The organism is Halorubrum yunnanense, assembly GCF_026586675.1.
In the GTDB taxonomy this organism is placed as follows: Archaea; Halobacteriota; Halobacteria; order Halobacteriales; family Haloferacaceae; genus Halorubrum; species Halorubrum yunnanense.
The window spans coordinates 15,957-38,705 of sequence record NZ_JAODIX010000005.1 but is presented as its reverse complement, the minus strand read 5'-3'; the positions used below and the strand labels follow the sequence as shown (position 1 = coordinate 38,705).

Below are 22,749 nucleotides of genomic sequence, written 5' to 3'. Positions count from 1 at the left end.
CTGAGGCGGTCGAATTCTGCCATAGACACTCAGAACTCGTCCGCCTCATCCTCTAAATTAACGCGATGCAAAGCCCCAGCCGCTTGCTTATAAATGATTGACTACAGATCGACGATGAATATCTCCAAGGCCCCAGCCGCTCGGCTATACATCGTCACTGACTCTGCGGTGAACACCGCCAAAGCCCCAGCCGCTCGGCTATACATCGTCACTGACTCTGCGGTGAACACCGCCAAAGCCCCAGCCGCGAGGAGGGCGCACGCTCGCTGCGGTCCTCGATCACTCGCTCCGCTCGTTCCCTGCGGTCCTTGCATCGCCTGCGCCCTCCTCGCGGCTGCCCCTTTGGGTCCCACCCCGCAGCACCGCAACCGCACCTCACACCTCCCCAGCCTCGCGGCTCCCTTCGGTCGCCGCGTCCCTCGCGGGCTCCTCGCGGGCCGGTGGCCCGCTCGGAGGCGCGCCACCGCCTCATTCATTTATAAATAGTCGTCGCAGCCGCTCTGGATTATTTAAGTATCGTCTCTCGACCGTGCCGGCTTATCGTCGCCGGCTCGCCACCCGCTCCTCGGCGGTCTCGGCGCTGACGAGTTCGTAGAGGGTCGCCCGGCCGCCGTCGTCCTTGGGGCGGAGCACGCGCCCGAGCCGCTGGGTGAACTCCCGCTCGCTGCCTGACCCGGAGAGGAGGACCGCGACGTTCGCGTCGGGGACGTCGACCCCCTCGTCAAGGACGTTCGCGGCGACGACCCGGCCGTAGGTCCCCTCGCGGAAGCGCTCCAGGATCTCGCGTCGCTCCTTCGCGCCCGTCTCGGCGGTGATCGCGGGCAGCAGGAACCGCTCGGAGAGCCGGTAGACGAGGTCGGTGTGCGCGGTGAAGACGATCACCCGGTCTTCGCGGTGGCGGTCGAGGATCGACTCCAGCCGATCGACCTTCCGGCGCGCGTTCATCATGATCTCGCGGGCGTCCTGTTTCGCGAGAAGCGCCTCCCGGGCGGCCGGGTCGTTCCCGGAGCGCTTGACCAGCTCCTGATAGTCGCTCCCGCTGGAGAAGGTGATTCCGGCGTCGCGGACGTACTCGACGAAGGTGCCCTGCTTCGCGTCGTAGCGCTCGCGCTCCTCGGGCGTCAGCTCCACCTCGATCCGGCGGATGTCGTACGGGGCGAGGTGGTCGCCCGCGAGGTCGTCGACGTCGAGCGCGTAGACGCGGTCGCCGATCAGCTCCGCGACCGCCTCGTGGGCGCCGTCGGGGCGCTCGAAGGTCGCCGTCAGCCCGAGCCGCGCGGGCGCCGCGAGCAGGCGCGCGACGTCCCGATACCCCTCGCCGCCGAGGTGGTGGACCTCGTCGAAGACGACCAGCTCGAAGGCGTTGCCGACGCCGTCGGCCTTCAGGTACGCCGAGTCGTACGTCGACACCGTGATCGCCTCCCGGCGCTGCTCGCCGCCGCCGAAGCGCCCGATCGGGACGTCGAACTCGCGCTCCAGTTCGCGCTCCCACTGGTCGAGCAGGTCGACGGTGGGGACGACGACGAGCGACGGGACGCCGAGCTCGACCATCGCGCGGATCGCGATCACGGTCTTGCCGGCCCCGGTCGGGAGCTCGAGCACGCCGCGGTCGCCGGCGTCGCGCCACGCGTCGAGCGCTTCGCGCTGGTACTCCCGCAGGTCGTAGTCGGTCGCGAGCGCGTCCGAGAGGCCCGCCTCGCTCGCGGCGCGGTCGCTGGCGTCCAGCACGCGGTCCTCGACGCTCGCGCCGGCGACCTCAAGCGCCCGCCGGATCGCGGCGTAGCGGTGGGCCGGGGCCCGACCGGTCCCCGAGCGCGGGTCGCTCTCGACGCCCGGGAGCGGCGGGAGCGATTCGAGGGCGTGGCCGTCCGCAGACCCGTCCGCGTCGCTCGCCGAGTCGCCGGCGTCGCTCGCCGAGTCGCCGGCGTCGCTCGCCGAGTCGCCGGCGTCGCTCGCCGATCCGCCGGCGTCGCTCGCCGATCCGCCGGCGTCGACCCGGATCGTTCCCTCCTCGTAGGTCAGCCGGACGCTCATCGCCGGACGTTGCCGCCCGATTTATAAATGGGCTCCGCCTCTCGCCGACATGCGCGCGGACGAACTCGACCCCGAACTCGCCGCCGTCGTCGACGAGATCCAGGCGCTCGGACTCCCGGAGTGGCACGCCCTCTCCGTCGACGCCGCGAGACGCGTCGAAGACGAGGTGTTCGCCGGCGACGCCGAACCCCCGGTCGCCGACGTCAGCGACCTCGCCTTCGACGGTCCACACGGCGAGGTGCCGGTTCGGGTGTACCGGCCGGAGGCGGCGGTCGACGCGACCGGGTCGGCCGGCAACGACGCCGCCGGCGACGGCGACGCCGCCGGCGTCCGGGCCCTCGTCCACTTCCACGGCGGCGGCTGGACCCTCGGCACCCTCGACTCCATCGACGGCCCGTGCCGCGAGCTGGCGACCCGCGCCGACGCGGTCGTCGTCTCCGTCGACTACCGGCTCGCGCCCGAACACCCGTTCCCCGTCGCGGTCGACGAGGCGGCCGCGGCCGTCGAGTGGGTCGCGGAGAACGCCGCGGGGTTCGGCGGCGACCCCGACCGGCTGGGCGTCTCCGGCACCAGCGCCGGGGCGACGCTCGCGCTCGCGGCGTGCCTGTACGGCCGCGAGTTGGCGGACGAGTCGCCGGACGTCGCCGGGCAGTTCCTCTGCTACCCGATCGCGGGCGACGACTTCGAGACCGACTCCTACCGCCAGAACGCCGACGGCCCCCTGCTCACCCGCGCGGACATGCGGTGGTTCTTCGAGCGGTACCTCCGGAGCCCCGTCGACGCGCACAACCCGTTCGCGGTGCCGCTCCGCGCGGACGACCTCGGCGGGCTCCCACCGGCGACGGTCGTCACCGCCGGGTTCGACCCCCTCCGAGACGACGGCGTCGCGCTCGCCGAGCGGTTCGAGCGCGAGGGGACGCCGGTCGAACACCGGCACTACCCGGCGATGGCGCACGGGTTCTGTAGCCTCGCTGACCGCGTCGCCGAGGCAGAGGCGGCGCTGTCGGCGGTCGCGGGCGACGTCCGCTATCGGCTCTGAACGCGCGATCGAACGTCCTCCGCCGCGCCACTACGGCGTTGCGACGGTGACGCCACCGAGTGGCTCGCCGAGAGGGCGGAGCCGTGGCGCCCGTCGTATCCGCCGGCTCGTTTACTCCGTGACCGTCGTCTTCACGATGCTGACCGGCGCGGTCGACCGGCGGGAGACGCGCTCCGTGACGGAGCCGAGCATCTGCCGGTAGTCGCCGGAGCGCGTCTTCGACCCCATCACCGTCAGATCGATGTCCTCTTCGTCGACGTACCGGAGGATCTCTTCGTGGGGGACGCCGTACACCAGGTCGGTGACGACGTCAACGCCCGCGTCGCGGGCGTGGGACGCCACCGCGTCGAGCGCCTCGCGGCCGCGCTCCGCTAACGTCTCTTCGGCGCCCTCCGCGCCGTCGACGAACTCGTCGCCGGAGTACGCGTTGATCACGTCGGTGTCGACGACGTACAACACGTGGAGGGTCGCCTCGTATCGGTCCGCGGCATCGACCGCGTGGTCGATCGCGCGGTCCACGCCCTCGCTGCCGTCCGTGGGGAGCAGTATCCGGTCGTACATACGCGGTGGTTCGCGCGCTCAGCGAATAAATCGGTCGCCGTTTCCCGAACGGTTAACACGTTGCCACTCGCCGGACCATCCATGACAGCGGCCGCGGATCGACTGTTCGTGAACGGAGCGATCCACACGCTCGGTGCGCCCGACGAGACTCACGAGGCGATCGCGGTCCGGGACGGGGCGATCGTCCGGACCGGGCGCACCCGCGAGGTCGAGTTCCTAAACGGGGTCGACACCGACGTCGTCGACCTCGGCGGCCGCGTCCTCCTCCCCGGCTTCGTCGACGCGCACACCCACCTGACGACGGTCGGACGCTACCTCGTCCACGGCGACCTCTCGACTGCCGACTCGCCGGACGAAGCGGTCGACTTACTTATAAATAGGGCGGCGAAGATGGAAGCGGCGAGTCCCGACTCGGACGACCCCGTCCTCGGCTACGGCTACGACGAGTCGACGTGGGAGGAGGAGCGGTACCTGACGCGCGACGACCTCGACCGCGTCTCGACGGAGCGCCCCGTCGTCGCCTTCCGCGAGGACATGCACGTCGCCGCGGTGAACGGGGCCGCACTCGACCGGTTCGCCGACGCGCTCGACGCGGCGCCCGACGAGACGGTGCCGACCGACGAGGGCGGCGAGCCGACGGGCGTTCTCCTCGAGAGCGCGATCGACCCGATATACGCGGCGATCGAACCCGGACCGGCCGAGACGAAGGAGATCGTCGAGGCCGCGCTGGCCGACTGCGCCGCGAAGGGGATCACCGGGTTCCACGACATGGTGCGGAACTCCCACGCGCCGCGGGCCTACCGCGAACTCGAGGCGGCCGGCGACTTGACCGCGCGCGTCCGACTCAACTACTGGAGCGACCACCTCGACGCGCTCCGCGAGGTCGGCCTGGGCACGAACGACGGGAGCGAGATGGTCGAAGCGGGGGCGATCAAGTCGTACACGGACGGGAGCTTCGGCGGCCGGACCGCGAGGCTCTCCGAGCCGTACGCGGACGCCCCCGACGAGACCGGTCAGTGGGTCGTCGACCCCGGCGAACTGGCGGCGACGGTCGACTCGGCGACCGAGGCGGGCTACCAGGTCACCGCTCACGCCATCGGCGACGAGGCCGTCGACGCCGTTCTCGACGCCTACGAGGAGGACTCGCACAGCGACCCCGGCGAGGCCCGCCACCGGATCGAACACGTCGAGCTCGCCGACGACGAGGCGATCGACCGGCTCGCCGACGCCGGCGTCGTCGCCAGCGTCCAGCCGAACTTCCTCAAGTGGGCGGGCGAAGGGGGGCTGTACGAGGACCGGCTCGGCCCCGAGCGCACCGCCGCGACGAACCGCTACCGCGACATGCTCGACGCGGGCGTCCGCCTCGCGTTCGGCTCCGACGGGATGCCGATGGACCCCCTGCTCGGCGTCCACCACGCGGTCAACGCCCCGACGGAGGCGCAGCGGCTGACGGTGACCGAGGCGCTGCGCGCGTACACCCGCGGCGCGGCGTACGCCGGCTTCGACGAGGACCGGCTCGGGACGGTTGCGGTCGGCAAGCGCGCCGACCTCGTCGCCCTCGACGACTCCCCGTGGGAGGAGCAGGAGGCGATCCGCGACGTCGGCGTCGCGATGACGGTCGTCGACGGCGAGGTCGTCTACGACGGTCGCTGAGTCGTTCTCGACGCCCCGCCGGTCGACGGGCGAGACGCCTCGGAGAACGCCGCAAGCGCTGCCAGAAAACAGTGGTTATTAATCATGTAGGTCTTATCTCGGAGCATGGCAGAGATAGCCATCGAGTACGCGGCCGGCAGCCGGCTCCAGTCCGAGGCGGAGACCGCCCGACGCCTGATCGACACCTACCTCGGGGACCGAGCCGACGTGGACGGGGTGACCCTCTCGCCGTCCGCCGACTCCGTGTTCTGCGTCAGCGTCGAGGGCAACCGCATCTGGTGTACGGATCCCCGCGAGTGGATCGACGCGATGGCGGCCGTCACCGCGGCGCGGGGGCGGCTCTCCGAGCTCTCGTAGGCGGTCGGCCCCTCCAATCGGCCGGCGCCCGCAGGGAGTCAGCCGCCGTCGGCCGCCGCGTGCGTCCGCGCGAACTCCCGCAAGAGCTTGCCCGCCACCGCCGCGGCCTGCCCGTCGTCGCGGTCGTTGACCTCGACGACGTCGAAGCCGTCGGCGCGGGGCGCGACCGCCCGCACGAGGTCGCGGGCCTCGCGCGGGGCGAGCCCGAACGGCTCCATCGTCCCCGTCCCCGGCGCGAAGCCGGGGTCGAGCCCGTCGACGTCCACCGAGCAGTACACCGATTCGGTGTTAAAAGCGTCCGCGTCGAGCCCGTCGAGCCACGCCCGGGTCTCCTCGGGCGCCACGACCTCGACGTCGGTGTCGGCGGCGCGCTCCCACTCGGCCTCGGAGCCGGTGCGGGCGCCGACGATCACGGCCCGGTCGACGCCGAGGTCGTCCAGGCATCGGCGCGTGACGCAGGCGTGGCTCCACGGGTTGCCGTCGTAGGCGTCCCTGAGGTCGAGGTGGGCGTCGCAGACGACGAGGACGTCGGGGTCGACCGCCTCGACGCCCGCGTAGGTGACGGTGTGCTCTCCGCCGACGAGGAGGGGGACGGCGCCGTCGAGGGTGACGCTCCGGAGCTCGGCGGCGAGGTGGTCGAGGTACGCCTCGACGTCGTCCCACGGGCGAGTGTCGCCGGCGTCGTGGACGCCGAGCGCGGAGAAGCGGCTCTCGGTCCTGTCGTCGTAGTCGTCGTAGGTCTCGGCGAATCGCCGGACCCGGTCCGGGCCGAACCGGGTGCCGGGCTGAAAGGTGGTCGTGGCGTCTAAGGGAGCGCCGACGACCACGTAAGAAGCAGCCTCGCGGTCAGTCGTCGCTCCCGGGAACATGCCTCGTTAACCGACGACTTTGCGCTGGCCCTCGTACTCGAGGTACTCGATGTTGTCGTCGGAGGCGAAGTCCTCGCCCTCGGGGATGCGCATCGTGAACGTCTCGTATGTGTCGAGGTCCATGATCTGCGCGTCGTTCCCGGAGACGGAGACGACCTGGCCCTGCTTCCGCTGGATGATCGGGACCCAGACCTTCGCGTCGACCGGCTGGGAGAGCGAGCGCTTCCTGTCGTCGAAGACGCCTTTTCCCTCGACGCGGGCCTTGGCGCTCCCGTGTTTCCCGGGTTTCGCTGTGCTGTAGTGGTTGATCTTGCAGGGAGTGCTGTCCATCATGACGTAACTGCCCTCCTGTAGTTCGCGAACCTGCTTCTGCTCTCGCGGCATAAATGCTACTTCCGGAGGCGCGGGTATAAACGGTTTGGAACGGCGTCGCGGCGGTCTGAATCGGCGGGCGAGGCCCGGTCGGTCGCCGATCCGCTACGGGTCCATCTCGTCGACGTACTCCTCACTCTCGTCCCTGTCGGCGTTCCCGTCCGGCGGGACGAACTGCCCGGTGATGAGGTAGCTGGCGACGAACAGCCCCATGAAGCCGACTCCGACCGCCGCCGTCGTCCGGACGACGAACGGGAAGTCGACCCACCAGAGCGCCCGGTCGGCGACCGCCATGACCACGGCGGCGGCGAGCAGCGCCTTCTGTTCGTCGGTCGGGTCGCGGACGAATCCGACAACGTCCTCCTTGATGTCGCTGAAGAACCCCATCTCAGACACCTCCCTCCGCGTCGACCTTCTCGGTCTCGGGTTCTCCCTCGATGACGCGGCTCACCCGCCCGAGCCCCTCCTCCAGCTCCGCGGTCGGAAGCCCGAAGCCGATCCGGAACCGGTCCGGGAAGCCGAACAGCCCGCCGGGCGCGAGCACGACGCTCTCCGTCTCGACGACGGCCCGGCAGAACGCCTCGGCGTCGTCGAACTCGTCGGGAACCGTCACGAACCCGTTGACGCCCACCGGGTCGTGCCAGTCGAGCCCGTGGCGGTCGAGCCAGTCGGCGACGATCGCGCGGTTCGTCGCCGCCAGCTCGCGGTTCTCATCCAAGATCCGGGACTCGCGCCGGCCGAGCGCCTGTCTCGCGACGTGCTGGCCGAACAGGGAGGGCGAAATGGTGGTGTAATCCTTCCAGCGCCACGCGCGCTCGACGACCGCCTCGGGGCCGGCGATCCAGCCGAACCGAAGCCCGGCCAGCCCGTACGCCTTCGTGAGGCTCGTCGTGGAGACCCCGTGGGACCCGAAGCTCGCGACCGGCGGCTGCGGCTCGTCGGCGAGCAGCCGGTACACCTCGTCACAGAGGAGGTACGCGTCGTTATCGACGGCGACGTCGTAGACCGCCCGCATCGCCGCCTCGCCGTGGTACCGGCCGGTGGGGTTGTTCGGGTTGTTCACGACGATCACGGCGGTGTCGTCGCGGGCGGCGTCCGCGATCGCGTCGGGGTCGAGCTCCCACTCCGGCGGCTCCAGCTCGACGCGAGTCACGTCGCCGAACGCGTCCGGCACCGCGTGGAGGGCCTGATACGTCGGCGTGACGACGACGGCGTGGGTGCCGGAGCCGACTCCGGGTCCGTCACCGCCTCCGCCCCCCACGCCCTCCTCGTCGCCGAGCAGCGAGAGGAACGCGAGGAAGTTCGCCTCCTGGGTGCCGCAGGTGAACAGCACCTCGTCGGCGCTCCGGCCGTAGCGGTCGCCGACCGACGCGCGGAAGTCGGGGTCGCCGTTGGTCGGGATGACGTAGTCGAGCCGGCCGGGGTCGAGGTCGAACCGGCCCGCGTCCAGCGAGCGGATCCCGCTCTCGGCAAGCATGATGTCGGCCTCGTGCTCGTACTCCGCGAACCAGCGTTCGAGGCCGAACGGATCAATGCGCATACCGGACGTGAGGGTGGCACGAGATTAGGTGCTGCGATCCCTCGCGACGGCGTCGGAACCACCGGCACCGCTTTCCGGCTTCCGCCCGTCGCTCCGGACATCAGATGTCCTCGACCGACTCACCGTCTCCGACGGACCCGCCCGACGCGCTCGCGGACGCGCCGCACCTCTCGACGCGACGGCTCGCCGACCTCGGCGAGCGCGTGCGCCGCGCGAAGCCGGGCGGGTCGGCCGCACCGACGGACGCGTCCGGCGAGGGCGACGCCATCGACGTGGTCGCGCCGGCGACGACGGAGCGGATCGGCTCGGTTCCGGCCTGCGACGGCGACGACGTCGCCGCCGCGGTCGAGCGCGCCCGGACGGCGCAGGCCGAGTGGGCCGAGACCCCCGCGACGGAGCGCGCCGCCGTCATCGACCGGTTCGGCGACCTCGTCGTTGAGCACCGCGAGGAGCTCCTCGACCTGCTCCAGCTGGAGACCGGGAAGTCGCGCCGAACCGCGGTCGAGGAGCTGCTCGACGTGCCGACCGGCTGCGCGTACCTCGCGGACGAGGCGCCCGGCGCGCTCGCCGAGGACCGGCGAAGCGGGGTGTTCCCCGGAATCACGACCGCGACGGTCACCTACGACCCGGTGGGCGTCGTCGGCGTGATCTCGCCGTGGAACTACCCGCTGACGCTGTCGATGGCCGACGCGCTCCCGGCGCTGGCCGCCGGCAACGCGGTCGTCTGCAAGCCCGACGAGAAGACGCCGTACGGCGCGCTCGCGCTCTCGGAGCTGCTGGAGGTCGCGGGGGTTCCGGACGACCTCTTCCAGGTCGTCACCGGCGAGGGGGCGACGGTCGGGCCCGCGCTGATCGACGCGGTCGACTACGTGGCGTTCACCGGAAGCACCGAGACGGGTCGCGTCGTCGCCGAGCGCGCGGGGCGGAACCTGATCGACTGCTCGCTGGAACTGGGCGGCAACAACCCGCTCGTCGTGCTCGGCGACGCCGACGTCGACGAGGCGGCCCGCGGCGCGGTCGACGCCTGTTTTTCGAACGCCGGGCAGCTCTGTCTGTCCGCCGAGCGGATCTACGTCGAGGAGTCGGCCTACGAGCCGTTCCTCGACGCCTTCGTCCGGGAGACGGAGGCGCTCACGCTGGGGACCGGCTACCACTACGACGACGACCTCGGCTCGCTGATCGGCGCCGACCAGCTCGACCGCGTCCGGAGCCACGTCGAGGCGGCGCGGGAGGACGGGGCGACCGTGCTGACGGGCGGCCGTCACCGGCCGGACGTGGCGCCGTACTGCTACGAGCCGACCGTCCTGACCGGCGTCGAACCGGACGCGACGGTCGCCTGCGAGGAGACGTTCGGCCCCGTGGTCGCCGTGACGCCGGTCCCGGACGCCGACGCCGCGGTCGCGGCCGCCAACGACTCGCCGTACGGGCTCAACGCGAGCGTGTGGACCGCGGACCGAGAGCGCGGCGCGGCGGTCGCCCGCGAGATCGACTGCGGCACCGTCAACGTCAACGACGGCTTCCTCGCGACGTGGGGCGCGGTCGACGCGCCGATGGGCGGGTTCGGCGACTCGGGACTCGGCCGGCGCCACGGCCCGGAGGGGATCCGGCGGTACGCCGAGTCGCGGACGGTCGGCGTCTCGCGGGTCGGCCCGCTCGGGTTCCCCGACCGGATCCCGACCGACTGGTTCGTCAGGGGTGCCTTCGCGGCGACCGCGCTCGGGCGGAAGGCGAGTCGGGGCGCGCGGCGGCTGAAGGCGCGGCTCGGGCTGCGGTAGTCCCGGCCACCGGGACGCCGGACCCGCGAGCGACCTGCGGATTCAAGTCCGTCGACTGCCACGTGAAACCATGGCAGGACCGGATCCGGCCGAACTGCGGCGGGTCGTCGACGCGTTTCCCGCGGCGCCCGATGAGGGCGACGGCGACCGCGTCGACGGCGCCGGCCGCGTCGACGACCTCCTCGACGGGACGTACGGCAGGTTGATCGAGGAGTGGTACCCCGGGCTCGTGGAGCTGACGGAGACGTACGCCGCCGGCGAGGTCCTCCGCGAGGAGGTGCTCGAACACGTCGAGGCGGTGCCGTCGTTCCGGCTCTCTGACGGCGCTACGCCCCTCTCGGAGAGGCGGCGGGCGCTCGCGGCGGCCGACGAGACGACCGACGCGGTGACGGAGATCGCCGGCTGGTACGCGACGCTGCGGTCGATGCTCGACGACGATCCCGACGACCTGACTCGCTTCGAGCGCCTGCTACACGGCTTCGGCTACGCCCTCGCGCACGGGCTCTTCCTCGGCGCGTCGTCGCCCGAGCGCGTCGTCCGGCGGCTCCGGCTGGCGTACCGTTCGGTCGGCGTCGACATCGACGAGACCGAGAGCGAGGCGGGCGGCGAGCGGACGACGTTCAGCTGTCCGTACCGCGGCGTGGGCGCCCGGGTCTACGGCGAGAAGTGGGTGTGCCACGAGAAGCTCGACCGCGTCGATGACGGTTACGTGACGTACCTCGCCGAGCGGGGGATCGACTACCAGCGACCGCGGGACTGCGACGGGAGCGAGCGGTGCTACTCCACCGTCGCGCGCGACGGCCCGGAGCTGTGGTGGCCGAAGACGGCTCCCGCGGCGGTGCGCGCCCGCTCGTGACCCGAGACCGTCGGCGGCCGCGGTCGGTGCCGTCGCGATTGCGTTCGGAAGACGGGTCCCCTTCTGCTGCCGACGAGGAGTCGCTCGCGCGCCGCATTCAACGCGGCTACGCGGCGTGGGCGCGCGTCTACGACTGGTTTGCGCGGGCGACCGCGTCGGTCGGCGGCGTGCGGGCGGGCTGCGCGCGGGCGCTCGATCTCGACCGGGGCGACACGGTCGTCGAGTTCGGCTGCGGCCCGGGGGTCAACGCCCCGGCGCTGCGCGAGGCCGTCGGTCCGACTGGGCGCGTCGTCGGCGTCGACATCACCGGCGCGATGCTCGATCGGGCGCGGGGGCTGGCGGAGCGCCGCGGGTGGGAGAACGTCGAGTTCGTGCGGGGCGACGCAACCGACCCGCCGATCCGCTCGGTTGATGCCGTCCTCGCGACGTTCGTCACGTCGCTGTTCCCGGACCCGTACGCCGTCGTGAGCGGGTGGTGCGACCTGACCGACAGCGTCGTCGTCGCGGCGTTCGCGCCGCGGGGGAGCCGGTCCGCGAACGCCGCGCTCTCGGCGTTCGCCCGCCTGAACGGGCGGCTGTTCGACTTGGGAGCGGACGACGCGCTCGACCGCCTCAACGCGCGGACGGCCGCTGCGGGGCGGGCGCTCGCGGACCGGACGGAGACCACGATCGAGGAGCGGTACCTGCTCGGGACGGTCACGGTGTGCGCCGGACACGGTCGCGCGGAGGACCGAGGCTGATAACCGGGGAGGCGGAACGCAACGTTTAGCGCGCCCCCGGTCCCACGACCGCGTATGAGCTTCTTCGAGACGCTGGCGGCCCGGATCGAGTCGACAGACAGCGTCGTCTCGGTCGGCCTCGACCCGGACCCGAGCCGGCTTCCCGAGTTCGTCGCCGACGCCGACCTGCCGCGGTGGGCGTTCAACCGGCGGGTCATCGACGCGACCCACGAGCACGCCGCCTGCTACAAGCCGAACGCCGCGTTCTACGAGGACGCCGACGGCTGGCGCGCGCTCCGCGAAACGATCGCTTACGCCCACGGAAAGGACGTTCCGGTCCTCCTCGACGCCAAGCGCGCCGACATCGGCAATACGACGCGGCAGTACGCCGGGGCGCTCGACGACGCCGACGCGATCACGGTGAACCCCTACCTCGGCCGCGACTCGCTCCAGCCGTTCCTCGACCGCGCCGAAAAGGGGGTGTTCGTCCTCTGTCGCACGTCGAACCCGGGTGGGAGCGACCTCCAGGACCTCGAACTCGCCTCCGGTGAGCCCCTCTACGAGCGCGTCGCGGCGCTCGCCGACGTGTGGAACGGCAACGACAACGTCGGGCTCGTCGTCGGGGCGACCGCGCCCGAGGAGCTGGCCGAGGTCCGCGAGATCGTCCCCGAGGTACCCTTCCTCGTCCCCGGCGTGGGCGCACAGGGCGGCGACGCGGAGGCCGCGGTCGAGCACGGGCTCGCCCCCCGCTCGAACGCTGCGGTCGACGTCGGGCTCGTCAACTCCTCGCGCGGGATCATCTTCGCCGGCGAGGAGTCGAGCCGTCCCGGCGACGAGGCGACGTACTTCGGCGCCGCGGGCGACGCCGCGAAGCGACTCAAGAAGCGGCTGAATCGCCACCGGTAGGCGGGCCGGTCCCGCTCACTGCTGGCGACCCTGCACGCAGGTCGCACAGGCGCCCGCGGCGTCGTTCCAGTGGTCGTCGCAGACGGCGTTCCCGCACCGCGAGCAGCCGTGACTGGCCTGTGCCGCCTCGCACACCTGACAGAGTCCGGCGACGCTCATGCACCTCCCTCCGGTCGCGTGCCTTATGAGGGTCCGGGTCGATCCGGACTCATGCGCCAGTTCGTCGTCATCGGTCACGAGACGCCGACCGACCCCGACGAGATCTCGCTGTCGGACCTGCCCGGCGCGGGCCGGCTCGACCTCCTCTGTCGGTGCGTCGCCACGGGCGTCTTCCTCTCGCACGGGATCCGCGAGGCCGTGCGGGTCCACCTCGTCGTCGCCGACGGGCTCACGGTCACCTTCCACTCGGACAGCCTCCGGCACCTTCACCCGGACGAGCGTAACGTCGCCGCGCGGGTGCGCGACGCGCTCGACGCGACGGCGGACGCCATCGGCCACATGCCCGCCGACGTCTCGCCGGGCGTCGAGCTCCGCCGGATGGGACTGGAAGCGACGCTGGACCGGCTGCTCGACGGCAGCGGCGCGGGCGCGACCGCCGACCCGACGCTCGTCCAGCTCCACGAGGACGGCGACCCCCTCGTCGACGCCGCGCCGCCGGCCGACCCCGTGTTCGTGCTCTCCGATCACCGCGATTTCACCGAGCGGGAAGAGGAACTGCTCGCGGAGCGCGCGGAGCGCCGTATCCGCGTCGGCCCCGAACTGCTCCACGCCGACCACGCCGTCTCCGTCGTCCACAACTGGCTCGACACCGATGGGTACGACTCCTACTGACGACCGGCACACGACGACCGCGCCCGCGACCGACGACCGGTTCGCGGTCCCCCTGCGGGGGGTCGGCGTCGACCCCGAGACGCGCTGCGCGCACTGGGACGGTCCCGTCGACGTGGTCGCGCTCCGGTTCGGCTGCTGTGAGACGTACTACCCCTGCGACGCCTGCCACGACGCCGCGGCCGACCACGAGGCGGAGCCGTGGCCCCGCGAGCGCTTCGGCGAGCCGGCCGTTCTCTGCGGGGCTTGCGGCGCGACCCTTTCAGCCCGCGAGTACCTCGGCGGCGACGGAGAGGCGAGGAGCGCCTCTGGTAGCCGGACGCAGTCCGGCGACGACGCCTGTCCGCGCTGCGGCGCCGCGTTCAACCCCGGGTGCCGGCAGCACCGCGATCGGTACTTCGAGGCGTCGGGGCCGGAGAGCGGGGACGGCGGCAACGATTTATAAGTGGTCATGTAATGCGGTGGCGCGTGCGGGGTCGCCGGCGCGTGGCGCCGGTGACGAGGGTGGGGAGGAGTGGGGTGCGCGGCGGTGCTGTGTGGGGTAGAACCCGAAGGGGAGCCGCGAGGAGCCCGGAGGCGATCGAAATGCGCAGCGAGCGTACGGGCTCCTCGCGGCTGGGGCTTTGGAGGCGTTCCCCGCTGTTCCGTCGTCAGTCATTTATAAGCGAAGGGGCGGCCGGTCGGAGTGTCCGCGGTCCCCGTCGATGCTCGGCTGCCCCCCTTTCGGAAAGGTTAAAAGAACGAACGGCCTTCTGTCGAGTGCGGGCCGGTGGGGTAGCTTGGTATCCTTCGGCCTTCGGGTGGCCGTAACCACGATTCAAATTCGTGCCGGCCCATTTTCACCCCACTTCGCAACGACGAGCGTTAGCGAGGAGTCCGTCGTGGGCGTGAAACTGCTGCCGGGCGAATTTGAATCAGGGAGCAAATCTTCGATTTGCGACCGTGATTCAATATTCGTGCCGGCCCACTTCTCCCGCATCCGTTTTGAATCACGTGGCGACGGGCCTTGGATGAGCGTAGTCGCGGTCCGCGAACGGAACGAGTCGAGCGTCCACGGATCTGGCCCAGGAGGCCGCATTCACAACTCCGAGTTTGACAACCTTCAAGTCCACCGCTGGCCGGGTGTAACACGAATGAAGGTCTTCGCCTCGGCGTCGGACAGACGGCGGGGGATCCTCGCCGTCCTCGCCGTCGCGGCCGCGTTCGTCGCCCTCTACCTCTTCGTCCGCGAGTACGCCGGGTTTCTCACCGACACCGAAGCACTCCGCCTGTGGCTGCGGCAGTTCGGCGTACTCGCCCCGCTCGTGTTCATCGCTATCCAGGCGCTCCAAGTGGTCGTCGCGCCGATTCCGGGCCAAGTCGTCGCCCTCGTCGCGGGCTACCTCTTCGGTCCCCTCGCCGGCACCGTCTACAGCGTCACGGGCGTGCTCATCGGGAGCGCGGTCGCCTTCTCGCTGTCGAAGCGCTACGGTCGGTCGTTCGTCGAGGACGTGCTCCACGAGGACGTCGTCGAGCGGTTCGACGGCTTCGTCGACACGGTCGGGCTCCCCGGACTGTTCGCGTTCGTGATCATCCCCGGGCTCCCGGACGACGCCATCTGCTTCCTGAGCGGGCTCACGAAGTGGAAGCTCCCCGCGTTCATGGGCGTCATCGCCGTCGGCCGGCTCCCGGCGTACGTGCTCACGGTGTACGCCGGCGGCGAGCTCGCGAGCGGGCGGTTCCTCTCCGGGATCGCGCTCATCTTGGTCGTCATCCTCGCGTCGGTGGTCGGCTACTACAAGCAGGAGGCGATCCGCGACGTCATCGCCCGCGTCGAGCCGCGGCTCCCGTTCTGAGGCGTTCGGCGCGACGGCGCCGCGTCACCCCCACGTCCACTGCGAGTCGAGCGCGAACCGATAGAGCCCGCTGACGAAGATCGCGACCGCGTTTCCGACGAGGTACATGATCCCGGCCCACTCCACGAGCGCGTAGAGGACGCCGAGCTGGATCGGGATCGCCGTCCCGCGGACGAGGTTCGTCTTGAGCAGCCCGACGAGGTAGTCGACGGTGCCCGTGTTCTGGCTCGCCTCGAACGTCCACGCGTTGTTGAACACGTACGAGAGGACGATCGTGATCTCGATAGCGATCGTCGCACCGACCAGGTAGTTGATCCCGGCGGCGTCGACGAACAGCCAGAGTAACCCCATCTGAATCCCCGCGGTGAAGGCGCCGACGACGACGAACCGCCGCATCTGGACGGCGATCGGTCCGCTGACGAGGTTGCGGAGGATCGCCCGGACCATCAGCGGTAGCCGAGCGCCTCGAGTCGGGCCTCGAGGTTCTCGTCGACCTCTTCGTCCCCGCCGTCCCCGACGGCGCCCCCCTCCCGATCACGGAGCTCGGAGATGTGGTCCGCGGCGATCGGCGCGAACTCCTCGACGACGGCCAGCTCCTCGTCGGTCGGGTCCGCGGACAGGTCCTCCTGCTGGGTCGGGTCCAAGGGGCGGTGATACAGCTCCGTCTCCCCGGTGTCCGCGTTCTCGATGTAGGTCCACTCCGCGTCGCGGACGCTGACGAGGAGGTCCCCGTCGGCGAGCGACCGCGGGATCGGCTGCTCCGTAACCTCCTCGCCGCGGACGGTCACAGAGACGACGGGGTCCTGGTCCGGCTCGGCCTCGCCGCGGATCGCGGGCGCCACCGACTCCCCGCGCCACTCCGGCGGCGACTCGACGCCGAGCAGGTCGGCCACGGTCGGCGGGATCGCGTCGAGCCCGACGTGTTCGGAGACGCGGCCCCCGTCCTCACCGGGAACGTTCACGATGAACGGGACGCGGATCAGCTCGTCGTACAGCTTCGGGTAGTGCGCGAGGTGGCCATGCTCTTGGAACTCCTCGCCGTGGTCGCCCGCGACGACGATCGCCGTCTCGTCGGCGACGCCGGCCGCCTCCAGCGCGTCGAGCAGCCGCCCGACGCTGTCGTCGACCTGCTTGACGGTCGCCTGGTACAGCGTCCGGAGCTCGCGGAGGGTCCGCTCGCCGACCTCCAGCCCCAGGCTCGTTCGGGAGTGCGCGTGGAGCATCCGATGGGTCCCGACCAGCCCGTCCGACACCTCGCGGATGTACCGCGGCGCCGGGACGTACGGCGTGTGCGTGTCCATGTAGTGGGTCCACAGGAAGAACGGGCCGTCCGACTGGTCGATGAAGTCGGTGGCGGCGTCCTCGACGTCGAACATCCGGGAGGCGTCGAGGAACGGTCGCTCGTCGCTCTGTCCGCGGAGCCGCGAGCCGAGGCGGCGGAACGGCGAGGCGAACAGCTGGATCCACGCCTCGACCGTCGGGTGCGCGGCGAGGTACCGGCTGTACCGGCTCGACCCGACGCTGGTGACGAACGGCTCGAACTCGTCGAACCCCTCGGGGTACCCCCAGTGAGAGGTGAGAAATCCGTTGGCGGCGTTGAATCCGCCGGTCGCGATCCCCGCCTCCGAGAGCACCGAGGCGAGCGTCCGCGAGTCGGCCACGCCGATGTCGCCGTTCCTCGCGAAGACGGGCTCCGACGCGAGGATGGAGGGGAACGAGAACGGTGTCCAGTTGCCGGTGGCGAACGACCGGTCGAAGACGGTTCCGTCGTCGGCCAGACCGGCGAGCACCGGCGAGATTCGGTCGGCATCGTACGGGGCGATCGCGTCCGCGCGGAGCGAGTCGATCGTGACGAGAACGACGTTGGAGACCTCGGGGTCGGCGTCGGTCGATCGCGATTCCGCCGGCATGGACGAGCCCGATACCGGCTCATCCGGGTGTGACGTGTCGGATCCCATGTTATGCGGTGGGTGTCTCCGACGCCGCGGCACCACGGAGCGGCCCGACCGGTCGCGCCGTGCGCCCTCGACGGGTCGAACTGGGCACGGCCGTCCGTCGAGGGAACGGGCCCGCGAGGAGCCCGCGCCTCGTCGAGACGCGCGTCAGAAACACGAGTATACCTCAGAGGCCGCCTGCCAGCGGCTTGAGGATTTCGATTCCGGTGACGGCGGCGAGCGTAGCTATTTGCCGGCGGCGCGCCAAGCGACAGTTATGAGCGATGCGACGACAGAGGCGGTTCGCGGCGTCGACGCGATCGACGCCGACGTCCCGGACGACGAGATCCCCGACTCGGTGCCGGCGGAATCGCGGGCGGTGGAGACGAACGGCGTCCGACTCCACGTCGTCGAGGCGGGGCCGAAAGACGGGAAGCTGCTCGTCCTGCTCCATGGGTTCCCCGAGTTCTGGTACGGCTGGCACGAGGCGATCGCGACGCTCGCCAACGCCGGGTACCGCGTCGTGGTCCCCGATCAGCGCGGCTACAACCTCTCGGCAAAGCCGCCGAGCGTGAGCGACTACCGGATCGACGAGCTCGCCCGCGACGTCGTCGGCATCGTGGACGCGTACGGCCGGGAGACCGCCGCAGTCGCGGGTCACGACTGGGGCGCGGCGGTCGGCTGGTGGCTCGCGCTTCACCACGCCGATCGCGTCTCGGAGTTCGTGGCGGTCAACGTCCCGCACCCGACCGTCTTCGAGGAGACGCTCCGGAGCTCGTGGGACCAGCGGCTGAAGAGCTGGTATATGCTCGCGTTCCAGCTCCCGAAGCTCCCCGAGGCCGTCGCGAGCGCGGGGAACTGGCGGCTGGCCGTTCGCGGGCTCCGCGACTCCAGTATCCCCGGCACGTTCGGCGACGAGGACGTCCGGCGCTACCGCCGCGCGTGGAACCGCGAGGGCGCCTTCGAGGCGATGGTGAACTGGTACCGGGCGATCGTCCGCGACCGCCCGACCCCCGAACGCGACCGCGTCGAGGTCCCGACGCTGGTTATCTGGGGGGCGAAAGACCGGTTCCTCACCAAGCGGATGGCGGGTCGGAGCGTCGACCGCTGCGCCGACGGCCGGCTGTTGACCCTCGACGCCGCGACGCACTGGGTGGTCCACGAGGAGCCGCACCGCGTCGCGGGGGCGATCGCCGACCACGCCGACCCGCTCCCCCCCGGCGCGCGGGAGTAGCCTCGCCGCGCATCTTTTGTACCGACGGCCACCACCATCGGGCATGACGCTCGACAGATACGCCGACGCCGTCCGCGACCTCGAGCCCGCGGCGGGAGAGGTCGAAACCGCCGAACTCGTCGTCACCGACGACGTGCTCGTCAAGGCGTTCGTCCTCGGTCCGGACGCCGCCGTCGACGCGCACGAGCACGCCGACGCGACCAACGTCTTCCACGTGATCGAGGGGGAACCGACCGTCGTCAAGAACGACGCCGAGGAGGCGCTCGCGGCGCCCGCGGTGGTCCCGAACGAGCGCGGCGCGGTCCACGGCGCCCGAAACGACACCGACGAGCGAGCCGTGCTCACGGCGAGCCTCTGCCCGCTCCCCTGATGGACGGCGAGATCGGTCCCGAGGAGCTGGCGGCGCTCCTCGACGGAGAGGGGAACGAGGGAGGCGACGAGAGCGATGGCGACCTCCGGATCGTCGACATTCGCGACCGGCGCGCGTTCGACCGCGGCCACCTCCCCGGCAGCGAGTGTATCCCGTTCCCCGAGCTGACGAGCCGCGTCGAGGGGCTGGCGGGCGCCTCCCGGGTCGTCACCGTCTGCCCGCACGGGATCGCCAGCCGACAGGCCGCCCAGCTGATCGGGAGCTACGCCGGGGTCGAGGACGCGCGCGTCGAGAGCCTCCGCGGGGGCGTGGAGGCGTGGGAGCGCGACGTCGGCGAACTGGCGGAGACGGCGGCGGAGAACGAGGGGGTCGACGCGAGCGACGAGGGCCCCGAGGCGCCGTTCTGATCAGGGACCGCGGCCGGCGCGTCGACCGAACAGCCCAGCCGCGACGACGAACGCCGCCACGGCGACGACGGGGCCGAACCCGGGTGTACCGTCGTCGGTCGCGCCGCCGGGGGGGTCCTCCCCCTCGACAGTGACCGTCGTCGACGCCTCGTTGATGGGGCCGACGACGGTCACCGTCGCGTTCCGGTCGGCGCCGAGGCCACCGGACCCGTCCGACTCCCCGAGCGCGACGGTCCGAGCGATCGTGTCCTGACCGTCGGCATCGAGCCGGACGGGGGCCGTCGCGACCGTCTCGCCGCCCACCCGGAACTCGATGTCGGAGCCGGCGGGGAGGGTCGCGTCGTTGCCGACGGTCGCGGTCACCCGGACCGACTCGCCGGCGGTCACGCGGTCCGCGTCGGTCGACACGCCTCGGACCGACGGCGGCGCGGGCTCGGAGACGACGACGGGCAGCCGCTCGCCGGCGACCCGAACGACGTACTCCCCGGGCTCCGCGAACGCGTGCTCGAACTCCTCGGTGGTCGCCGCGCCCGCGTCGACCGAGCTGTTCCGCGAGTCGACGACCTCGCCGTCGACGGTCAACGCGAGGTCGTACTCGCCGGCGACGCCGCCCGTGTTGGTCACGTCGACGGCGAGCGCGAGCGTCTCACCGGCCACCAGCTCGACCGGGTCGCTCGCGACCGAGCGGTCGCGGTACTCGCCCGTCGCCCGGACGCCGTCGTCGGGGAGCGCGTAGCCGACCCGCGCCGGCGTCTCGCCGAACGCCTCCGCGTGGGCCTCGCGGTCCCACGTCTCGGTCGCCTCCCGCGTGGTCGTCAGGCGCTCGGCCTCGGCGCGGATCGCGGCCGCGGTCTCGTCGTCCGCCCCTTCGGCCGCGGCCGCCTCGATCGCGTCGAGGACGTCTCGGTTGGTGACCGGTTCGCTCGCGGCGTTCAGATCCCGTAGGACCGTCGCGAGCGAAGCGCTCCCGTCCGTCGCGACGCGGAGCCGGCGGTCGATCTCCCCGGCGACGAGCGCGCCCTTGGTGTAGTCCGGGTCCCGGCCCCACGTGTCGGGGTCGGCGAGCACCGCCGACGCGTCGGGGTCGCGCTCGCCGCGCGCTAAGGTCTCCTCGAACGCCTCGAAGTCGACGGCCCCGCGGTCGAGCGCGAACAGCGCGGCGTAGTAGGTCGCGCTCGCCTCGGTGAGCCACCGGCCGCTCGCCTCAGTCCCGTACGCCTGGCGCGTGTGGACGTACTCGTGGGTCCAGACGTCGCTCGCCGTGCCCGCCGGCTCCGCGTCGCGGACCCACAGGTCGGTGTCGCCGAGCTGGAGCCCCCGGACGCCCCACTCGACGCCGTCGGTGGGAGCGGCGACCGCGAACACCGTCTCGTCGCGCGCGCCGACCTGCAGCGCGGTCGACGCCGACTCGAAGACGCCGAACACCTCTTCGGGGGTCGCCTCGGCGTCGGCCGCCGCGGGGACGATCAGGCGATAGCGCTGTCCGCCGGCCTCGCGGACGCGCTCCTCGTGGGGCCCGAGGAACGCGATCGCCTGGGAGGCGGCTCCCTCACCGTCGACGGCGTTCTCGCGCGTGAGCCGGACCTGCCCGTCGTACTGACCGGTGTACGACCACCCCGCGCTCGTCCGGGGCGTCCGGACCAGCGCCCACTCGCCCGTGTCGACGAAGCGGTAGGAGCCGCGGGCGCCGAGCGGTCCCGCCTCCTCGACGGTCTCGTTGGCGTCCATCGCGTAGGTGAGCGAGGGGGTCGCCGTCTGGCCGTCCCACTCCCACGACGTCTCGCCGGGGGCGGCGTCGTCGGCCGGCACGAAGCCGTCGGCCTCGACCGCGGCGTCGTTCGCGCTGAGCAGGGTCACCCGGAACTCCGTCACTCGGTCGGGGATCGTCACCCGCGTCTCGACGCCGACCGTCCCGGCCTCGTCCGTCGCGAACAGCTCGTTCCGCAGGCGGATCGCGTCCTCGTCGTCGACCTGATGCGGCTCGAACCCCCGGTCCCCGTCGGCCGCCGGGGCGCTCCCGTCCCCGTCGAGCGACTCGGGACCGACCGACCCGTGAGAGGTGTCCTCGGCCGGGCCGCCGCGGTCGCCGGCGGCCGCGCCCCCGGCAATCGGTAGCGCGGCGACGAGCAGGACCCCGACGAGCAGGACCGCGACGACCGACCGACCCGGGGAAGCGGCGTCCGACCGTGTCATGAGTTCACCACGGTGCGTCGGCGACATAGGCCCGTTCCCCGCGTCGCGTTCGTGCAGGCGGGAGCCGTCACCGAGCCGACGGCGAAGCGGCGCGGGAAGTCGCGAAAAGGAGAGGGGGAGGGGGCGTGTGAGGTCCCTCCGTGAGCCGGTAGGTTACCAGCTAATATAGGTAGTAGCGGCTTACCACGGGTGAGAGCCCGGTTCGCCGCCGGATCGGCAGTCGGGTCCGGCCGGGGACCGCCCGTCAGATCGCGTGGACCCTGGCCGTCCAGAAGTCGCGAAAGGCGTCGGTAAGGGCCGCTTTCGGCTTCCCGGTCGCGTCCGAGACGTCCGTGACGACGGCGTGCTCGCGGACCTCGCCGAGGACGCTCCGCTCGCCGACGGCGATCACGCGGTCGACGTCGCCCGCGTCGGCGACGGCGGCCAGCTCTCGGTTCGCCTTCTTCAGGTGGTCGTCGATCTGGCCCTCGCGGCGGCGCTCGAAGCGTCCCTGCGAGAAGCCGCCCTTGGAGTGGGCCTCCTTCACGTCGGAGGTGAACCCCTCGAAGGCGACGCGCTCGGTGCCCTCGTAGGTGCCGAGCGCGAACGTGTCCGAGCGGACCAGCGCGAACGCGAACCGTCCGCTCGGCCGGAACCACGCCTCCTCCAGCCGGAAGGAATCGTCCCACCGGTCGAAGGGCTCCGGCTCGATCGGGGGCGCGATCGCCGCGCTCACGGCGCCCGAATCGTCGGCGAGGACGACCGCGGGCGCGGCCCGCCGGACGAGCCGGGTGCAGTCGCCGAACCACTCCGAGACGGTCGTCGGCACTGCGTCGTCGCTCGGGACGAACGCCGTGAGTAACCCCTCCGGGTCGTCGCTCTCGACCGCCCGGAAGCGGTCGAGGATATCCGACAAGCGCGGGCCGCGGGCGTCGCTCACGCGGCGGAACTCGACCGACGCCTCCGCTCCCGCCTCCCGACCGAGCCGCTCCTCCAGCGACTCGATCCGGTGTTCGAGCTCGTTGACGCGCTCCTCGGCTCGCTGGCGGTCGGCGACCGCCTCCGAGCGGCGCTCCTCCTCGGCCTCGGCGCGGCGTTCGAGGTGGTGCTTCTCCTCTTCCAGCTCCTCGATCCGCTCTTTCAGCTCGGCGCGCCCGAGCAGCCTGTCGATCATACCCGAACGGCGACCCCCGGCGACCTAAAAGGTGCGTCTGTGGCGGGAGTAGTCACGGAATAATTTATAAACAACTGCGGTGGCGCGCGCCTCCGAGCGCCCGGAGGGTGCGAA

General features: G+C 71.7%; 24 protein-coding genes and 1 tRNA gene. 14 read left to right on the top strand and 11 right to left on the bottom strand.

Annotated elements, in window-relative coordinates:
• Positions 1-537 precede the first annotated feature (537 nt).
• Positions 538-2,034 (bottom strand): DEAD/DEAH box helicase family protein, encoded by a 1,497-nt coding sequence (locus tag N5096_RS01345; RefSeq protein ID WP_267662544.1) that lies wholly within the window; start codon positions 2,032-2,034, stop codon positions 538-540.
• 49 nt (positions 2,035-2,083) lie between these two features.
• Between N5096_RS01345 and N5096_RS01340 the strand changes: the two genes are divergently transcribed.
• Positions 2,084-3,073: an alpha/beta hydrolase gene (locus N5096_RS01340; RefSeq protein WP_267662543.1), complete on the top strand. Its 990-nt coding sequence runs from the start codon at positions 2,084-2,086 to the stop codon at positions 3,071-3,073.
• Between the two features lie 111 nt (positions 3,074-3,184).
• On the opposite strand, the gene N5096_RS01335 is transcribed toward N5096_RS01340, so the two are convergent.
• Complete coding sequence (locus N5096_RS01335; RefSeq protein ID WP_267662542.1) at positions 3,185-3,634, bottom strand: universal stress protein; 450 nt, start codon at positions 3,632-3,634, stop codon at positions 3,185-3,187.
• A gap of 81 nt (positions 3,635-3,715) precedes the next feature.
• Between N5096_RS01335 and N5096_RS01330 the strand changes: the two genes are divergently transcribed.
• Complete coding sequence (locus N5096_RS01330; RefSeq protein WP_267662541.1) at positions 3,716-5,287, top strand: amidohydrolase; 1,572 nt, start codon at positions 3,716-3,718, stop codon at positions 5,285-5,287.
• Positions 5,288-5,392: 105 nt separating this feature from the next.
• Positions 5,393-5,644: a SelT/SelW/SelH family protein gene (locus N5096_RS01325; RefSeq protein ID WP_267662540.1), complete on the top strand. Its 252-nt coding sequence runs from the start codon at positions 5,393-5,395 to the stop codon at positions 5,642-5,644.
• 38 nt (positions 5,645-5,682) lie between these two features.
• On the opposite strand, the gene speB is transcribed toward N5096_RS01325, so the two are convergent.
• The 4 genes from speB to N5096_RS01305 form a co-directional block, all read right to left on the bottom strand.
• Positions 5,683-6,513, bottom strand: coding sequence for an agmatinase (speB, locus tag N5096_RS01320; protein WP_267662539.1), 831 nt, complete (start codon positions 6,511-6,513; stop codon positions 5,683-5,685).
• 6 nt (positions 6,514-6,519) lie between these two features.
• Positions 6,520-6,897, bottom strand: coding sequence for a translation initiation factor IF-5A (locus N5096_RS01315; RefSeq protein ID WP_267662538.1), 378 nt, complete (start codon positions 6,895-6,897; stop codon positions 6,520-6,522).
• A 93-nt stretch (positions 6,898-6,990) separates the two neighbouring features.
• A complete protein-coding gene (locus N5096_RS01310) occupies positions 6,991-7,272 on the bottom strand; it encodes a hypothetical protein (RefSeq protein ID WP_267662537.1) in 282 nt (93 codons plus the stop codon).
• Position 7,273: 1 nt separating this feature from the next.
• On the bottom strand, positions 7,274-8,425 hold the full coding sequence (locus N5096_RS01305) for an aminotransferase class I/II-fold pyridoxal phosphate-dependent enzyme (RefSeq protein WP_267662536.1): 1,152 nt from the start codon (positions 8,423-8,425) through the stop codon (positions 7,274-7,276).
• 104 nt (positions 8,426-8,529) lie between these two features.
• On the opposite strand from N5096_RS01305, the gene N5096_RS01300 reads away from it, so the two are divergent.
• The 4 genes from N5096_RS01300 (at position 8,530) to pyrF (ending at position 12,681) form a co-directional block, all read left to right on the top strand.
• Positions 8,530-10,200 carry a succinic semialdehyde dehydrogenase gene (locus tag N5096_RS01300; RefSeq protein ID WP_267662535.1) on the top strand — a complete coding sequence of 557 codons (1,671 nt, stop codon included), beginning with the start codon at positions 8,530-8,532 and terminating at the stop codon, positions 10,198-10,200.
• Between the two features lie 70 nt (positions 10,201-10,270).
• Complete coding sequence (locus tag N5096_RS01295; protein WP_267662534.1) at positions 10,271-11,056, top strand: hypothetical protein; 786 nt, start codon at positions 10,271-10,273, stop codon at positions 11,054-11,056.
• Positions 11,014-11,796 (top strand): class I SAM-dependent methyltransferase, encoded by a 783-nt coding sequence (locus N5096_RS01290; RefSeq protein WP_267662533.1) that lies wholly within the window; start codon positions 11,014-11,016, stop codon positions 11,794-11,796. Before N5096_RS01295 ends, N5096_RS01290 begins: the two co-directional genes overlap by 43 nt.
• A 54-nt stretch (positions 11,797-11,850) precedes the next feature.
• Positions 11,851-12,681, top strand: a complete 831-nt coding sequence (pyrF, locus tag N5096_RS01285) for an orotidine-5'-phosphate decarboxylase (RefSeq protein WP_267662532.1) — start codon at positions 11,851-11,853, stop codon at positions 12,679-12,681.
• Positions 12,682-12,696: 15 nt separating this feature from the next.
• Here pyrF and N5096_RS01280 read toward each other — a convergent pair whose 3' ends face one another.
• The gene (locus N5096_RS01280; RefSeq protein WP_267662531.1) at positions 12,697-12,840 is read right to left on the bottom strand and encodes a hypothetical protein; all 144 of its coding nucleotides are present in this window, start codon (positions 12,838-12,840) and stop codon (positions 12,697-12,699) included.
• Between the two features lie 51 nt (positions 12,841-12,891).
• On the opposite strand from N5096_RS01280, the gene trmY reads away from it, so the two are divergent.
• The 4 genes from trmY to N5096_RS01260 all read left to right on the top strand — a co-directional run bounded on the left by trmY (position 12,892) and on the right by N5096_RS01260 (position 15,344).
• Entirely contained in the window at positions 12,892-13,512 is a 621-nt protein-coding gene (gene trmY / locus N5096_RS01275; RefSeq protein ID WP_267662530.1) for a tRNA (pseudouridine(54)-N(1))-methyltransferase TrmY, read from the top strand.
• On the top strand, positions 13,493-13,954 hold the full coding sequence (locus N5096_RS01270; RefSeq protein WP_267662529.1) for a CHY zinc finger protein: 462 nt from the start codon (positions 13,493-13,495) through the stop codon (positions 13,952-13,954). Before trmY ends, N5096_RS01270 begins: the two co-directional genes overlap by 20 nt.
• Before the next feature lie 318 nt (positions 13,955-14,272).
• Positions 14,273-14,345 (top strand) — tRNA-Pro (locus tag N5096_RS01265).
• 297 nt (positions 14,346-14,642) lie between these two features.
• Positions 14,643-15,344: a TVP38/TMEM64 family protein gene (locus N5096_RS01260; protein ID WP_267662528.1), complete on the top strand. Its 702-nt coding sequence runs from the start codon at positions 14,643-14,645 to the stop codon at positions 15,342-15,344.
• 24 nt (positions 15,345-15,368) lie between these two features.
• Here N5096_RS01260 and N5096_RS01255 read toward each other — a convergent pair whose 3' ends face one another.
• Together N5096_RS01255 and N5096_RS01250 are read right to left on the bottom strand one after the other, a co-directional pair.
• On the bottom strand, positions 15,369-15,791 hold the full coding sequence (locus N5096_RS01255) for a GtrA family protein (protein WP_267662527.1): 423 nt from the start codon (positions 15,789-15,791) through the stop codon (positions 15,369-15,371).
• On the bottom strand, positions 15,791-17,302 hold the full coding sequence (locus N5096_RS01250; protein ID WP_267662526.1) for a sulfatase: 1,512 nt from the start codon (positions 17,300-17,302) through the stop codon (positions 15,791-15,793). The genes N5096_RS01255 and N5096_RS01250 overlap by 1 nt, the downstream gene beginning before the upstream one ends.
• Before the next feature lie 253 nt (positions 17,303-17,555).
• Here N5096_RS01250 and N5096_RS01245 point away from each other — a divergent pair, with 253 nt between their 5' ends.
• From N5096_RS01245 to N5096_RS01235, 3 genes are read left to right on the top strand one after another with little or no spacing between them, the layout of a single operon-like run.
• A complete protein-coding gene (locus N5096_RS01245; protein ID WP_267662525.1) occupies positions 17,556-18,512 on the top strand; it encodes an alpha/beta fold hydrolase in 957 nt (318 codons plus the stop codon).
• A gap of 43 nt (positions 18,513-18,555) precedes the next feature.
• The gene (locus tag N5096_RS01240; protein WP_267662524.1) at positions 18,556-18,882 is read left to right on the top strand and encodes a cupin domain-containing protein; all 327 of its coding nucleotides are present in this window, start codon (positions 18,556-18,558) and stop codon (positions 18,880-18,882) included.
• The gene (locus N5096_RS01235; RefSeq protein ID WP_267662523.1) at positions 18,882-19,289 is read left to right on the top strand and encodes a rhodanese-like domain-containing protein; all 408 of its coding nucleotides are present in this window, start codon (positions 18,882-18,884) and stop codon (positions 19,287-19,289) included. The genes N5096_RS01240 and N5096_RS01235 overlap by 1 nt, the downstream gene beginning before the upstream one ends.
• Here N5096_RS01235 and N5096_RS01230 read toward each other — a convergent pair whose 3' ends face one another.
• Together N5096_RS01230 and N5096_RS01225 are read right to left on the bottom strand one after the other, a co-directional pair.
• Positions 19,290-21,482 carry a PGF-CTERM sorting domain-containing protein gene (locus N5096_RS01230; RefSeq protein ID WP_267662522.1) on the bottom strand — a complete coding sequence of 731 codons (2,193 nt, stop codon included), beginning with the start codon at positions 21,480-21,482 and terminating at the stop codon, positions 19,290-19,292.
• A 244-nt stretch (positions 21,483-21,726) separates the two neighbouring features.
• Complete coding sequence (locus N5096_RS01225) at positions 21,727-22,635, bottom strand: Vms1/Ankzf1 family peptidyl-tRNA hydrolase (RefSeq protein WP_267662521.1); 909 nt, start codon at positions 22,633-22,635, stop codon at positions 21,727-21,729.
• Between the last annotated feature and the right edge of the window lie 114 nt (positions 22,636-22,749).